The sequence below is a fragment of the Cohnella rhizosphaerae genome, assembly GCF_029525575.1.
GTDB lineage: Bacteria > Bacillota > Bacilli > Paenibacillales > Paenibacillaceae > Cohnella > Cohnella rhizosphaerae.
The window spans coordinates 538634-553400 of record NZ_JAPDIA010000001.1 but is presented as its reverse complement, the minus strand read 5'-3'; the positions used below and the strand labels follow the sequence as shown (position 1 = coordinate 553400).

The 14767-nt window shown below is 60.5% G+C and carries 14 protein-coding genes and 5 pseudogenes; 15 read left to right on the top strand and 4 right to left on the bottom strand.

The annotated features are described in order from the left end of the window. The first annotated feature begins 9 nt into the window (after positions 1-9). From OMP40_RS02630 to OMP40_RS02575, 14 genes and pseudogenes are all read left to right on the top strand, one after another. Positions 10-135, top strand: coding sequence for a hypothetical protein (locus tag OMP40_RS02630; RefSeq protein ID WP_277528893.1), 126 nt, complete (start codon positions 10-12; stop codon positions 133-135). Position 136: 1 nt separating this feature from the next. After that, positions 137-2638: a zinc-dependent alcohol dehydrogenase gene (locus OMP40_RS02625; RefSeq protein ID WP_277528892.1), complete on the top strand. Its 2502-nt coding sequence runs from the start codon at positions 137-139 to the stop codon at positions 2636-2638. Positions 2639-2662: 24 nt separating this feature from the next. Continuing rightward, positions 2663-3823: a mandelate racemase/muconate lactonizing enzyme family protein gene (locus OMP40_RS02620; RefSeq protein WP_277528890.1), complete on the top strand. Its 1161-nt coding sequence runs from the start codon at positions 2663-2665 to the stop codon at positions 3821-3823. Further along, the gene (locus OMP40_RS02615; protein ID WP_277528888.1) at positions 3824-4729 is read left to right on the top strand and encodes a DMT family transporter; all 906 of its coding nucleotides are present in this window, start codon (positions 3824-3826) and stop codon (positions 4727-4729) included. Positions 4730-4742: 13 nt separating this feature from the next. Next, entirely contained in the window at positions 4743-5801 is a 1059-nt protein-coding gene (locus tag OMP40_RS02610) for an SGNH/GDSL hydrolase family protein (RefSeq protein ID WP_277528886.1), read from the top strand. A 37-nt stretch (positions 5802-5838) separates the two neighbouring features. After that, positions 5839-6015 (top strand): annotated as a pseudogene (locus tag OMP40_RS41090) (SMP-30/gluconolactonase/LRE family protein); the annotation flags it as partial. Continuing rightward, positions 5996-6427: pseudogene (locus OMP40_RS02605) on the top strand (SMP-30/gluconolactonase/LRE family protein); the annotation flags it as partial. The pseudogenes OMP40_RS41090 and OMP40_RS02605, both read left to right, overlap by 20 nt. 97 nt (positions 6428-6524) lie before the next feature. Then, the gene (locus OMP40_RS02600; RefSeq protein WP_277528884.1) at positions 6525-6719 is read left to right on the top strand and encodes an SMP-30/gluconolactonase/LRE family protein; all 195 of its coding nucleotides are present in this window, start codon (positions 6525-6527) and stop codon (positions 6717-6719) included. Positions 6720-6785: 66 nt separating this feature from the next. Further along, positions 6786-7046 (top strand): annotated as a pseudogene (locus OMP40_RS41085) (PLP-dependent transferase); the annotation flags it as partial. Then, positions 7015-7461 (top strand): annotated as a pseudogene (locus tag OMP40_RS41080) (PLP-dependent transferase); the annotation flags it as partial. The pseudogenes OMP40_RS41085 and OMP40_RS41080, both read left to right, overlap by 32 nt. Before the next feature lie 73 nt (positions 7462-7534). Beyond that, positions 7535-7936 (top strand): PLP-dependent transferase, encoded by a 402-nt coding sequence (locus tag OMP40_RS02590; protein ID WP_420871887.1) that lies wholly within the window; start codon positions 7535-7537, stop codon positions 7934-7936. 52 nt (positions 7937-7988) lie between these two features. Further along, a pseudogene (locus OMP40_RS02585) lies at positions 7989-8483 on the top strand (NAD(P)-dependent oxidoreductase); the annotation flags it as partial. Between the two features lie 34 nt (positions 8484-8517). After that, a complete protein-coding gene (locus OMP40_RS02580; RefSeq protein ID WP_277528880.1) occupies positions 8518-8952 on the top strand; it encodes a 2-hydroxyacid dehydrogenase in 435 nt (144 codons plus the stop codon). Between the two features lie 214 nt (positions 8953-9166). Beyond that, the gene (locus tag OMP40_RS02575) at positions 9167-10033 is read left to right on the top strand and encodes an IS4 family transposase (protein ID WP_277528878.1); all 867 of its coding nucleotides are present in this window, start codon (positions 9167-9169) and stop codon (positions 10031-10033) included. A 167-nt stretch (positions 10034-10200) separates the two neighbouring features. Here the strand turns inward: OMP40_RS02575 and OMP40_RS02570 are convergent, their stop codons facing one another. The 3 genes from OMP40_RS02570 to OMP40_RS02560 form a co-directional block, all read right to left on the bottom strand. Continuing rightward, positions 10201-11094 carry a fumarylacetoacetate hydrolase family protein gene (locus OMP40_RS02570; RefSeq protein WP_277528877.1) on the bottom strand — a complete coding sequence of 298 codons (894 nt, stop codon included), beginning with the start codon at positions 11092-11094 and terminating at the stop codon, positions 10201-10203. 34 nt (positions 11095-11128) lie between these two features. After that, positions 11129-11902 (bottom strand): SDR family NAD(P)-dependent oxidoreductase, encoded by a 774-nt coding sequence (locus tag OMP40_RS02565; RefSeq protein WP_277528875.1) that lies wholly within the window; start codon positions 11900-11902, stop codon positions 11129-11131. A 154-nt stretch (positions 11903-12056) separates the two neighbouring features. Further along, on the bottom strand, positions 12057-12815 hold the full coding sequence (locus OMP40_RS02560) for an IclR family transcriptional regulator (protein WP_277528872.1): 759 nt from the start codon (positions 12813-12815) through the stop codon (positions 12057-12059). A gap of 98 nt (positions 12816-12913) precedes the next feature. Between OMP40_RS02560 and OMP40_RS02555 the strand changes: the two genes are divergently transcribed. Further along, positions 12914-13201 (top strand): YolD-like family protein, encoded by a 288-nt coding sequence (locus OMP40_RS02555; protein WP_277528871.1) that lies wholly within the window; start codon positions 12914-12916, stop codon positions 13199-13201. A 6-nt stretch (positions 13202-13207) separates the two neighbouring features. Here the strand turns inward: OMP40_RS02555 and OMP40_RS02550 are convergent, their stop codons facing one another. After that, the gene (locus tag OMP40_RS02550) at positions 13208-14758 is read right to left on the bottom strand and encodes a response regulator (protein ID WP_277528869.1); all 1551 of its coding nucleotides are present in this window, start codon (positions 14756-14758) and stop codon (positions 13208-13210) included. Between the last annotated feature and the right edge of the window lie 9 nt (positions 14759-14767).

Genomic DNA, 14767 nt, shown 5'->3' with positions numbered 1-14767 from the left:
CTGCAGAATATGAAGCTGCAATACAGCATGGCCCATGAACCGCTGATCGACCGGTCCACGCGGGATGCGTTGGCGGAGCAGATGAAAAAAAGCCGGCATTCAAAAAATTTGGATCGCCGGATTTTTCTCGGGTAAAATGGTCGATCTCGAAGAGCTGAAGGAAGCGAAGGCGTTCGCGGAATCGCACGGCTTCGAGACGGGCGCGGTCACGGTCCCGATCGGACACCCGGGCAATGCCTTGAATCCGGACGACCCCGATCTCGATCTGGAAATTCCGAAAACCTGGCATTACCGGGTGGACAATCTGGGAGAGACGGTGTACTTCTGCGGGGCGATCGACCGCTGCCTGATCGAGGACAACGGCAAGGCCGCCAGACTGCTGCGCGAGGCGGGCTTCAAGGAAGTGTTTCTGGACGACGATCTGCGCGTCGGCAACTTCAATGCGTTCATCGAAGGCTGCTATTGCGATGCGTGCCTGCTGGAATTTAACGAGAAATATAATCGCTCGGAGACGAGAGAATCGCTCATGGCGCAGCTGACGAAAAAGACGAACGCGGAGCTGGCGAAGGACTGGGTAGCCTTCCAGTGCAGCAAGGTCACGGCGGTCATGGAAGCGACGGACGAACAAGGCGTCCAGGCCGGCATCATGGTCATGCATTTCGGCGACGAGCGGCACGGGATCGACATTCCCGCCATTCGCAAGCGGATTCCGGACGCCCTGTTCCGGGTCGGCGAGCTCCAATTCAACGACGGAAGCTTTACGAAGCCGTACGCCAAAGCGGAAGAAATGCTGGGCATCGCCTACCATCTCAATTTTCTCGACAAACGGCTCGCCTACAGCGAATCGACCATTTTCCCGCCGCGCTCGCTCAAGGAGCATAACCTGGTGTACAAGGCGAAAATGGCGATCGCATCCGGGCTGGAGAACGTCCTCTTCATGAGCGGCACCTGGGTGCTGGAGAAAAGCTATTGGGACGCGATCGCGGAAGCGCTTCCGGCGCTGCGCGCGCTGGACCGGGCGATCGCGGGCGCGGAGAGGAGCTACCCCGTGCACCTGGCCTACGGCACGCACGGCGCCTGCGCGGAGCCGATCGTCCCGAACGGCCTGCCGGTGCTGGCCGGGCTGCCGGTCAAGCCGGTCCGCGCGGATCAGGACGGCGAAGGCGGACAGCTGCTCCTGTTTTTCGGCGACTACGAGCTGACGGCGGAATGGGAACAAAGGCTGCCTGCTTATCGGCAGGTGCTGTTCGACCGGACGGCCGCGGAAAAAAACAAGGCGGCGCTGGAGCGGTTGATGCCGCAAGCGGCCAATCTGACGCTTTGGGCGCATAAAGCGACGACGCGGCCGACCGACGACGATGTCTTTTTGCTTCAACGGCGCGTAAGCGCGGACGGCTGGCTGTTTCCCCCGGTTCGTCGAGGGAAGCGGGATCGGCTTGATCTGGCTCGAAGCGATCGGGACAGTCCTTTTATACAATCTGCTGGAGACCGAAAACCGCGGCACGGTGACGCTGGCGGGCAATGCGTTTCCCGTTTGCCTGAAGCCATTGTCCTTCGCGACGATCGACGCCGAGGGCAAGTGGACCGAATACGATTCCCAAGTCGAACTCGGAGGTTGACCATGCAAAAGCGAATATGGCAATGGACGGGCTTGAACGAAGTGACGTCCGGCGCAGCGGAACGCGAGCAGCCGGGTCCGGGCGAGGCGGAGATCCGCATCGCGTCGATCGGCATTTGCGGTACCGACCTGCACATCATGAGCGGCCATGCCGGCTTCGGCGAACCGCCGCTCCCGCTCGGCCACGAGCTGGCCGGCGTCGTCGAGCGGATCGGTCCCGGCGTAGACGGGTGGCTGCCGGGAGACCGCGTCTGCATCGATCCGCTGATCGGCTGCGGCGTCTGTCGCGAATGCCTGAACGGCAACAAGCATCGCTGCGCGCGGTCCGGCGAGATCGGGCTGCACTTCCCCGGAGGCTGGCAGGAATATCTCGTCGTGCCGGCGGCGAATTTGTACCGCCTGCCGGATGCCGTCAGCTTCGAGGAGGCCACGCAGGCGGAGACGCTGCACTGCTGCCTGGGCGGCATCGATAAACTCGATATTCGCCTGGGATGCCATGCCGCCGTCATCGGAGACGGTCCGACGGGCTTATATTACGTGCAGCTGTTAAAAGCAGCCGGCGCGAGCAAAGTCAGCTTGTTCGGCATGCGGGAAGGAAGGCTTGAACTCGGGCGCCGGCTCGGAGCGGACGTCACCGTCAATTTGCGGTCGGCAGATACGGCCTCGGAAGCGATGGCGGCGGAGTCGCAGGATATCGCGATCGATGCCGCGGGCAACGAAGCGTCCCTCAAGCTCGGCATCGAGCTGCTGAAGTGGGGCGGCCGGCTGCTGCTGTTCGGGCTGCCCGGCCATCCGATTCAGGCGGACATTCAAGCGGTCGTGCTGAAGGAGCTGACGCTGGCCGGCTCGACCAACGCGCCGCAGGTGTGGCCGCGCGTGCTCGAATTGATGGCTTCGGGCGGCGTACGGGTGAAGCCGCTTATCACCCAGCGCTATCCGTTCGAGGAATTGGACAAGGCGATCGCATTCGCCCGGAGCGAGCCGGATGAAGCGGTCAAGATCATCGTCAGTCAACCATAAGTTTTTAGGAGGAAGCGAGCTGCCATGAAAATAACGGCGATTCATACCAAGATGATCAAGATTCCGTTTCACAAAGGCGAGAAATGGTCGGGCGGCACCCGGTACAGCGCACCTTCGCTTATCGTGCAGATCGAAACGGACGAGGGCCTGATCGGCATCGGCGAATCGGTCGGACCGACGATACCTGTCATCCAGACTGTCGTGGACAAGGAGTTCGCCCCGTTCCTGATCGGCCGCGATCCGATGGAGCTGGAGTCGATTCTTCACCGGCTGGAGGAGTACTGCGTCAATTGGAAGCAGATCGGCTACTACGGCATGGCAGGCGTGGAGATGGCGCTGCTCGACCTGCGCGGCAAGATTCTGAACACGCCGGTCTACAATCTGCTGGGCGGCAAGGTGAAGCAGGAGGTCGCCTTCTCGGGCTACATTTTTATCGACAAGCCGGAGAACAACGCCGAGGAGGCGCGCAAGTTCGCCGCCGCGGGCTATTCCGAACTGAAGCTGAAGGTCGGTCGGGACATCGACCTCGATACGCAGCGCGTCAAGGCCGTGCGCGAAGCGGTCGGGCCCAAGATGAAGATCCGCATCGACGCCAATCAGAACTGGAGCGTGCCGACCGCCATCAAGGCGATCCGCAAAATGGAGAAGTACGATCTGCAAATGGTCGAGCAGCCGACGCGCTATGACGACGTGGACGGCATGGCCGCCGTCGCCCGCGCCGTCGACGTGCCGATCATCGCGGACGAAGGCTGCGCCACGTACGAGGACGCGCTGCGGCTCATCGACAAGCGCGCTTGCGCGTGCTTCCTGGTGTATCCGTCCGAAGCGGGCGGCATCCTCAAGGCGAAGCAGATCGTCGATCTGGCCAACCACGCGGGCATCTGGTGCGTGACGGGCAGTTGGGCCGAGACGGGCATCGGCACGCTCGGCAACGTGCACATGGTCGCTTCTTCGCGCAACTTCCCGTTCGCCAACGATACGCACCTGAAGTTCATGAAGGGCGACCTGCTCCGCGAAGAACTCGTCTTCAACAACGGCAGCATCGCCGTGCCCGACCGTCCGGGCTTCGGCATCGACCTGGACATCACGAAGCTCGATCGCTTCGGCGAGAATTTCGAACGGGAAATGGTGTTCTACGATCCGCAGGATCCGCAATTCCAGCCGCGCATCGGCCAACTGCTGTAAGTGCAGCGCACGGTCATTTTTCGGCTGCTGGTCGTCTCGATTCTATGGGGCAGCAACTATGTGGCGAGCGCCTACCTGCTGCGGGAGTTCTCGCCCATCCTGCTGGCGCTGTCCCGGCTCGTGGTCACTTCCCTGTTCCTGCTGAGCGTCGGCTTGTCGAGCGGGGCAATGAAAAAGCCGACCAGGCGCGAATGGCTGTGGCTCGCATTGGTCGGATTGACCAGCTCCCTGATGTACCAGCTGTTTTACTTTGTCGGACTGACGAATACGAGCGCCGGGAATGCGGCCTTGATCATCGCCTTGTCGCCGATCGCGACGACGCTGCTGGCATGGGTCTTTCTGAAGGAAAAAGTATCGGGCTTTAAAATGGCCGGCGCCTTGACCGCGCTGGTCGGCGTCGCGATCATCGTGCTGAACGGCGGCAAGGTCACGAGCGTCTCGAACGGCGACTTCCTGATCCTGCTCGCGATGCTCACGCTGGCCGTCAGCGTGCTGCTGATCCGCAAGGCGGCGGAGACGATGAAGTCGATCGACGTCACGATTTATTCGACGCTCATCGGAACGGCGCTGCTGTTCCCGGCCGCGGGGGCCGAGTGGGCGCAAGGCCATGCGACCGTCAGCTCCAGCGCGTATTCGTGGGCGATGCTGATCGTCGTCGCGCTGATCGCGCAGGGCCTGGCCGGCTTGTGGTGGAATCAGGGCATCGCCGTGGTCGGCGCCTCGACGAGCGCGATGTTCATGAACATCCCGCCGTTCGTGGCGATTCTGGTCGCCTATGTCGCGCTCGGCGACCCGATCCGGCTGACGCAGATCGCGGGCGGCGCGCTGATCGTCATCGGCGTTGCCGTATCGAACAAAAAGCTCGCGCACGGGACGATCCCGGCCGGTACCGCTACAGGAGGATAAGGAGGCAGTGAAGATGAACGGATCGAATAGCGCTGCGGAGGCGCTGCGCTGGCACTCGCCGGCCGGCGCTCCTTTTCAAATCTCCGGGTTCGCGTGGTGGGGCGCGGAGCGCAAGTATCGCCGCCTGCCGACCGTCGAGACCGGCGTCATTCGCGATATATTGGACGAATTGGCGGACAACACGTCGGGCGGACAGCTTCGTTTTGCGACCGACGCCACCCGGCTGGTCATCAAGGCCAAGCTGTTCGCGCCGAACACCGCCGAGCATGTGACCGCGACGGCGGTCAACGGCTTTGACTGTTATTTGGGCAAGCCGGGCGCTCAGCTTTATTACGGGACGACCCGGTTCGCGCATGACGCAGCCGAATACGAATACGTTTTTTTCGACAACCTGCAGCCTGAAATGCGTTATGTAACGCTGAATTTCCCGTTGTTCCAGGGCGTGCGCGACGTGCAGATCGGCATGAACGCGGAGGCCGGCATTTTCGAATTTCCGGCTTATCCGACGCAGCGCAAGGTCGTCCTGTACGGAACGTCGATTACGCAGGGCGGCTGCGCTTCGCGTCCGGGCATGTCGTTTACGAACATCCTGAGCCGCCGCTTCGATATGGAATTCATCAACCTGGGCTTTTCCGGCAACGGCAAAGGCGATCCCGAGATCGCGCGCATGATCGGCGACATTGAAGACCCGGCTTTAATCGTCGTGGATTACGACGCCAACAACGTGCATGCGGACGACCTCATCCGCACGATGCCCGAGTTTCTGCGCATCCTGCGCGGCAAGCACGCCGAAGTGCCGATTCTCGTGATCTCGCGGATTCCCTACGGCTATGAGCATACGAATACGGCTTCCTATGAGGACCGGGTCGTCAGAAGGGATTATCAGAGCGAGCTGGTGGCATCCTTGCGGCGTCAGGGCGATCGCTTCATTCATTTCCACGACGGGGCCGACCTGCTGGGCGAGATCTGGAACGAATGCACCGTTGACGGCGTTCATCCGACCGATCTGGGCCATATGCGCATCGCGGACGGCTTGACGCCGCTGCTTCGCGGGATCTTGCAGGGCGATTAAACCGTAACATATCCGTACAAACGGGAGGGCGGCGGCGATGACAGATCGGGCGGAGCTATTGTACGATGCTCGGAATACGCTAAGCGAAGGGCCGTGGTGGGATTCGGACAACGGTTGGCTCTATTGGACCGACATTACGGACAAGAAGATCCACCGGCTGGCGCCGAGCTCGGGGGGAGCATCGCAGCGTCGCGATGACGCAGGAAGTGGGCGCGTTCGTTCCCGCGCGGACAGGCGGCTTTATGTGTGCGATGCGGGAAGGCTTCTACCGATACGACCCGATCTCGAATTCGGCCGAACCTGTCGTCTTGCTGGAGACGCATCTGCCCGGCAACCGGTTCAACGACGGCAAGTGCGACGCGGCCGGTCGGTTCTGGGCCGGCACGATGGACGAAAAAGAAGAGGGTCCGTCCGGCGCGCTCTATTGCCTGGAAGCGGATCTGGGCTGCCGCCGTGTGCTGACGGACGTCACGATCTCCAACGGCCTTGCCTGGAGCGCCGACAACCGGACGATGTACTACATCGATTCGACGACCCGCGAAGTCGTCGCGTTCGATTACGATCTGGGGACGGGCAGCTTGTCGTCGCCAAGGACGGCCGTCCGCATCGGGACCGACGAGGGACTCCCGGACGGCATGGCCATCGACCGGGAGGGCATGCTCTGGATCGCGATCTGGGGGGGGCGGCAAGGTCGTCCGCTGCAATCCCGCGACCGGCGAGCGATTGCAGACCGTTCTCGTCGACGCTTCGCACGTCACCTCCTGCGCGTTCGGCGGCGAACGGTTGGACGAGCTGTACATCACGACGGCCAGGCAAGGCCTCGGCGAACGGCAATTGCTCGATGAGCCGGCCGCCGGGGGCGTGTTCCGCTTCAAGACCGCCACGCAAGGTTTTGCGACGGTGTCCTTCGGCGGGTAACGCCGCAAAGAAGCGTCGAGCCGGAGATCCGAAGGCCTACCATTACATCAATCGGAGTGAAGTACCATGCGCATGCAGACGATGCTTGCCCATTACGGCGAGGAAACCTTTCATGGGGCGGTCGTGCCTCCTTTGTTCCTGAATTCTTTGTTTACGGCGAATTCGTACGACGAGATGAAGCACACATCCTCGCCGTATCGATATTCCCGCTTGGGCAATCCGACGACGGACATGCTGGAAAAGAAGCTGGCGGCGCTCGATAACGGGGGAAGCCGCCAAAGTGTTCGCGTCGGGCATGGCGGCGGTTTCCGCCGCGCTGCTTCATTTTTTGAAGCAGGGGGATCATGTCGTTTGCAGTTACCCGATCTACGGAGGGACCTACGCCATGCTGTCCGGCTGGATGGCGAGGTACGGCGTGACCTGCGATTTCGTGGATTTCCGCGATCTGGACAACGTTCGCGGCGCCTTGAAGCCGAACACCCGCATGCTGTTCACCGAAGGGTACTCCACGATGTTCATGGACGTGATCGATCTTCGGGGCGCGACCGACATCGCCAAGGCGCACGGTCTGGTGTCCGTCATCGACAATACCTGCGCTACGCCGGCGACGCTGAAGCCGCTCGATTGGGGCTTCGACGTCGTCGTGCATTCGTTATCCAAGTATTTGTCGGGTCACAGCGACTTGACGGGCGGCGTCGTCATCTCCAGCCGGGATACGATCCAGAAGCTGACCGACATCGAGATCGGCATGATCGGCGGCGCGCTGCCCCCCTTCGACGCCTGGCTCGCCAACCGGGGGGCTCCGCACGTTCGGACTGCGAATGAAGCAGCACGGCGAATCCGCCATGCGCGTAGCGGCGCTGCTGGACGGACATCCGCAGGTGGAGCGGGTCAATTATCCGCTGCTGCCCGGCCATCCCCAGCACGAGCTGGCCGTGTCCCAGATGAGCGGGCCGACGGGGTTGCTCAGCTTCGAGCTGCACGGGGGCGAGCCGGCGGTGCGCACGTTCGTAGATCGCTTGCAGTGGTTCAAGATCGGCGTCAGCTGGGGAGGCTTCGAGAGCCTCGTTTATGCCACGGCGATCGGCTGGCAGCGGGAGCAGGTCGTCGGCACCGAATACGAGAGCCGGGTGGACAAGCTGGTGCGGTTATCCATCGGCTTGGAGGACGCGGAGGATTTGCTGGAGGACGTGGAGCGGGCTTTGTCGCAGCTTTAACGGCCTCGGCGCGGAAGGGACTCCTTATAAGGAAAGGACCGGCAAACACAAGATGAATAGAATTGCTTTGGTCAATTTTTCGACCGTCGATTATACGATCGAGGAGCGTATCCTGCGTCAAGCCGGCTGCGAGGTGGACGTGTACGACGGCGTTGCGACGGCGAATCTGCCCGACACGGTCAAAGACGCGGAGGTGCTGGTCGTCCAACTGCAGCAAGTGACGGAAGCGCTGCTCGACCGGATGCCCAGCTTGAAGCTGATCGCCCGGGAAGGCATCGGCCTGGACAGCATCCCGATCCAGGCGGCGAGCAAGCGCGGGATCACCGTCATGAACGTGCCGGACTATTGCCTCGAGGAAGTGGCCGTTCACGCCGTCAGTCTGCTGCTCGCGGCGCACCGCAAGCTGTTTCCGGCATCGACGCTCGTTCGCGGAGGACAATGGACGCGCATGCCCGATCTTAAGCCGATCTACGCCTTGTCGGAGCTGACGCTCGGCCTGATCGGGATGGGACGGATCGGGGCGCAGGTGATCGCCCGCATGCGAGGCTTCGGCTGCCCGCATCGTCGTGAGCGATCCTTACTTGAGCAAGGCGGGCGTCCCCGAAGGCGTCGAGCTCGTATCGCTGGACGAGCTGCTCGCGCAGTCCGATCTGATCTCGCTGCACTGCCCGTACGTGGAAGAGACGAAGCATATTATCAATCGTGAGACCATCGCCAAGATGAAGAAAAGCCCCGTGCTGATTAACGTGTCGCGCGGCCCGCTTGTGCATGAAGGCGACCTGCTCGATGCCCTGAACCGCGGGGATATATCCTTTGCGGGCCTGGACGTTCTGACGGAAGAGCCGCCGGCCGACGACCATCCGCTGCTGACGCATCCGCAAACGATCGTCACCAACCATATCGCCTGGTACTCCGAGCAATCCGAAGCGCGGCTGCGCAATCTGACTTCGACGCGCATCGTCGACTTTCTCGAGGGACGGGAGATTCCGAACGTCGTGAACCAAAAGGACTTGTAACGGAGAGGCTGTGTCGCCTCGGCTGGGGACCTTGGTACGAGAATAGCGCAATTTTGCGCTATAGTGGGCGGCGCGTGAGCGGCGGGCGAGCGAGTGGCGAGCGTGCAAGCTGGAATAGCGCAATTTTGTACGCCTGTTGATTATCAAAAAAATGGTAGCAAAAAAGACCGCTCACTCCTGTAAAGTGTTTGTACCCCTACAAACCCTACGGAAGGTGAGACGGTCTTATGAAACATCGTACAATGTTAGCTCCCATTCTTCAATCCCTGATTCCACGCGCCGGCGTCTTCGGCTTCCGAAAGAGCCGCTGGCGGTCGATTCAACGACCATTTCCGCCGGTCACAATCGACTGCCTTGGGCGCCATCGGCCAAAGGAGAGAAGAGCGGCATTAAGCTGCACGTATCTTTGTTGACAGAGACCGGCGAACTCCATCGTGTAACGGAATCGACGGGAAAACAGCATGATTCGACCTTATGCAGTAGGGTAACAGACCCAAATTTCATTCTGGTTGCGGATCGTGCATACGGAAAGCATAAGCAATTTGATACCTACATGGAGCAGGAGCAACGGCAGTATTTTGTCATCCGGGTGAGATACAACACGTTCCTGCATGAGCCTGTTTATCGCGATCGAAAACGTCCCTACAAACATACGATTGAGCAAGATTTGACCTGCCAACTCGGAACAAAGGCGCGCTTGACCCGCCATCGATTTCGGGTCGTGAAGCTAAAGGATCCCCAAGGCAACTCGGTTGTTCTCGTGACCAACTTGCACCGTCCCTCGGCGGAGAAAATTGCAGAAATCTACCGACAACGGTGGCAAATCGAAGTGTTTTTTCGATGGATTAAACAGCATTTGAATGTGCCCAAACTATTTGGAAGGACACCGAATGCCGTTTACGGACAATTATATACCGCCTTGATCGTATACGTACTGCTTCAGTACGTGTATGTGCAGGGAAATAGCCAGGTTCACCCCAGCGCACGGTTGTCTTTTGCGGCGTTTGACCGACTAATCAGCTTGGCTGCCTTGCCTCCCGAATGGGTGGTTTATTTGGCTCACCATTTATCACTACCATGACCTAGATACTGGTAAATCAACAGGCGTACAATTTTGCGCTATAGTGGGTGACGCGTGAGCGGTAGACGAGCGAGTGAAGCCCATGCGCATACAAATCGACTAGCAAACGGGATGAAGCAGGAAATGTCTCTGCTCCATCCCGTTTGCGTTTTAGCGTGCGCCGTTTTTTACTCGTCCACCATCCGGTTCGTGAGCGACCCCAGCTTTTCGATCTCGATCGTGACGATATCGCCATGCTTCAGGTACACGCGCTCCGCGGGCGGAAGGCCAAGGACGACGCCCTCCGGGGTGCCCGTCAGAATGACGTCTCCGGGATACAGCGTCATATGCTGCGACACGTAGCTGACGATCTCGTCGCACGGGAAGATCATGTCCGAGGTGTTGGAGTCCTGCCGCACTTCGCCGTTGACGATCGATCGCATGGCAAGCGCGTTCGGATCGCCGACTTCTTCGGCCGTGACCAGATACGGTCCGAGGGGGCTGAACTTGTCGAGCGATTTGCCGAGCAGCCATTGCTGCGTGCGCATCTGCAGGTCTCTGGCCGACAGATCGTTGACGCAGCAGTAGCCGAACACATAGTCCAGCGCATCGTCCTTGCTCACGTACTTGGCGTCCCGCCCGATGACGATGGCGAGCTCCGCTTCGTAATCGACCTCGCTCGTCACCCGGTTCGGCAGCGGGATATCGTCGCCATGGGCGGCGAGCGTGTTGCTGAACTTGTTGAAAAGGATCGGATATGCCGGGATCGGCGCGTTCGACTCTTCGGCGTGCTTGCGATAATTCAGGCCGATGCAGATGATTTTGCCCGGATTCGTCACGCATGGGCCGAAGCGGGCGTCGCTCTCCTGCAGGAGGTAGGCTTGCGGACCTGCGGGCAGCACGCCGATATAACGTTCGACCGCAGCGACCGCTTCTTTTCCGCCGCGGATCAACGCCATCGCGTCGGTCGGCACGTCTTGCGCCGGCACGGCTTCCAGCGCTTTGCGCAGATGTACGATTTCTTCCCCTTTGACGACGCCTAGCGCCAGTTCCTGGTCTTCTCTGATCGTTACGAATTTCATCGCTCAAGTCTCCTTCTCGCAGTCTCTAAAGCTATTATGCATTTTTGCCGAACGTGACGCCACCGTCGATATAAAGCGGCGAACCCATCATGAATCCGGCTTCGTCCGAAGCGAGGAACAGCGCGGCGTTCGCCACGTCCTCGGGCTTGCCGAGCTCGCCGCTGAGCTGGCGGCTCTTGATGGCTTCGATCGCTTTTTCCGGATCGTCGTAGGAGGTCTTCAAGTAATTCTCGACGAACGGCGTGAAGATGGTGCCGGGGAGCAGCGCGTTCACGCGGATGCCGTAAGGCGCGTAGTCCACCTGCATCGACTTGGTCAAGGCGAGGACGGCGCCCTTGGAGGCGGCGTAGGAGGCGCGGCGGGCAAGCCCGATCTCGGCGATGCAGGACGACATGTTGATGATGCAGCCGGATTTGCGCGCCATCATGCTCGGCAGCACATATTTGCTCGGCAGAAACACGCCTGCGATATTGACGCGCATCACCCTGTCCCACTGCTCGAGCTCAAGCTCGTGCAGCGCGCCGACGCCGCTGATGCCGGCGTTGTTAAAGAGCACGTCGACGCGGCCGAACGCTTGAAGGGCGGCTTGCGCCATGCGCTCCATATCGGTCGGGGACGTGACGTCGCCGGGGAGAAACGTAGCCTTGCCGCCATTCTCGTTGATCTCGTCGACCGTCTCCCGGCCCTTCGCCGGATCGAGATCGTTGATGATGACGGTCGCGCCTTCTTGCGCGAAGCGCAGGGCGGAGCTTTTACCGATGCCGGAGCCCGAGCCCGTAATCAAACACACTTTGTCGTTTAGCCGCATAGCAGATATCCCGCCTTTGGTTTTATATAATAAACTTAATTTAATATATAAAACTATAATAGCATTGGGCCTCGTCGCCGGTCAACGAAAAAGAACCCGCTTTCACGCGCCGGAGGCGCCTAAAACGAGTTCTTAACCGAATGCGGATCTGCGTTTATTGCAACGACGACAATTGCTGCGCCAGCCGCAGCACCTCCATCCGGGCTTCCGGCTCCTTCGCTTCCCAGCGGGTGAGCGGCATCGTGAAGCTGACGGCCGCTACGGGAACGCCGTCCGGTCCTTTGACGGCGGCCGCGATGCACGCGATCCCGTTCACGACCTCTTCCTCGTCTACGGCATACCCGCGCTCGCGGACCGGCGCGAGCTGCCCGATCAACGCGTCCACGTTCGGGACGGTTTTGTCGGTAAACCGTTCGAACGGAGCGTTCGCGAACAACGCGCGCACCCGATCGTCGGGCATCTGCGACAGGAGCGCTTTTCCCATCGCCGTCGCGTAAGCGGGAATGCGCATGCCCGGCTCGGAGACGAGCCGTACGGGCGCCGGGGCTTCCTTTTTCGCCAGGTACAGGATATGGGTCCCTTCCAAGCGGGCAAGCTGCGAGGTCTCGCCGACCCGTTCGGCCGCGCTTGCCGCCAGGCGCTGAAACTGCGCGACGAGATCGATGCCGGAGAAATAAGCGCGGCCCAGCGTGGCGAATACGGGGCCAAGCGCATAAGTTTCGCCTTTTTCCCGCGTTACCCAATGCAGCGTCTCCATCGTCTGCAAAAGCGAGAACATCGTGCTTTTGTTGATTCCCGTCTCGGACACCAGGTCCATCATCCGCAGCCGGGAAGGGCGTGCCGCGAGGCAATGAAGCACCTCATGCGCTCTCTCCAACGCCGGCACCCAATATTTTCGTTCCGTACTTTCCATTCGCTCACCAGGTTTCTCTAAGTAAACTCGGTTTATTATATCACAAGCGCCTTTTTCCCATAACGCCGTCGATATTTGATAGAATAGGAGAACTGACTTTGAAGGAGGTACATCATGCCAGAAGTAAAAAAAGCCGGGTAAAAAAATATAAAGCCAAACGTCCGACGCGCGACGAATTCGAGCTCGAGGAATTGGGAGAGCGTCTTGTGGAAGCCATGCAGGAAGAAAGCACGGTCGTGCTGACGATCTGGGACGAGCCGGAGCCGGTACGCGGCCGGATCGTGAAGCTGGACGCGCGCACGAGATTGGTTCATGTTCAGACGCTCGAGAAGCTCGCCAAGCTGCCCTTCCTGGATATCATGCGTATTGAACACCCCAGAGATTAGACTTCGTCATCCGGATTCGGCATGACGGGCCCGGTATTCGCTCGGGCTCATGCCCGCCGTGGCGGCAAATACGCGGCTGAAATAGTTTTGGTCGGCATAGCCGACCATTTCGGCGATTTCCTTGTTGCGCATGGACGGGAAATGGACCATCAGCTCCTGGGCTTTGCGCATGCGCATGGCGGTAACGTATTCCACGAACGACTTGCCGCTGTTTTCCCGGAACAAGCCGCAGAGCAGCGTTTTGGAAATGTGGAACTTGTTCATCAACTGCGTCAGCGACAGCGGCTGCCCGATATGGGCGGCGATGTACAGCTCGATCTTGGCAAATAAGCGAACCAGATCTCCGCTGTTCAGCTCGTCGAGCTCCCATTCGAAGCTGCGGGCCAGCATGGCGATCAGGCCGTCCGCCAGCTCCGCGAACGACCGGGCCATCTGCAGCAGCTCCTCGATCCGGGCATCCCAATTCCGGAGCTTGAACCCTTTCGTCTCGCGCTCGTCGTTTTCGAGAATGCCGACGATTTCTTTGATCTGAAGCCGCACGATGATCATCGGACTGCCGTCCGTCTCCCACAGCTGCACCGTATGGCGGATCAGACTGGCGATTCCGGCATGATCGCCGCGAATGAGCAGCCGCTCGAGCTGCTTCTTTTCGACCTTGGTGAATTGCGGCGCGAGCGGCCGCTCCGGCGCGGAGGCGTCGAGCCATTGCGGCTTGCCGATGACGGTCCGCTCGGTCAGCACGTTGCGCAGCGCGGGTACCAGCTGCCCCAATCGGCGGATATCGCCGAACGCTTCGCTGCAGCCGACAGAAGGCGCGACGCCGTTTCTCGAGAAATGCAGGGAGACGGCTCGGCGAAAACGGTCCAGCTTCGACCGGTCGTCTTCGCGCAAGCCGGCCACGAGCAGCTGGGAGCGGCCGTCGTCGAGCGGAATGCTCCATAGCCGATCGTCCTCGCCCAGCTCCGCCGCGAGCAGCGCCCGCAGCCGTTCCTCCTCCTCGTCGTCGTCCGGCACCAGCACGGGATGCTCCTGAATGATGGCCATATTTTGCACCAGAAAAGCGCGGTACAGCGGAAAGGCGAACAACGGACGGACGGCGGAGTCTGCGTCCTCGGAAGCATGGGGAGATCCGAGCAGCGCGAGCAGGGAGGCGCGCTGCGCCCGATACGACTTGTTGCGCGTGCGCAGCAGCAGCTTCTCGATCAGGCTGCGCAGTGCGTGCAGATCGACCGGCTTCAGCAAATAGTCGACGACATCGAAGCGGATCGCCTCCCGCACATAGTCGAACGAAGGATAGGCGCTGACGACAACGACGGGCAGCTCCGCGTCGAATTCGCGGATCGCCCGGGCCAGATCGATGCCGCTCAGCGCCGTCATCTGAATGTCGGTGAAGACGACGTCCGGCTTCCGCTCGGCGATGCGCCGCAGCGCCTCCCGTCCATCGTAGCATTCCGCCGCAACGTTAAGCTCGACCTGCAGCTCCTTGCCCAGTTCCTCGATTCTGCGTTTGAATTGTTCGATGAAGAACGGCTCGTCGTCCACGATCATGATGTTCATGCTTCATCA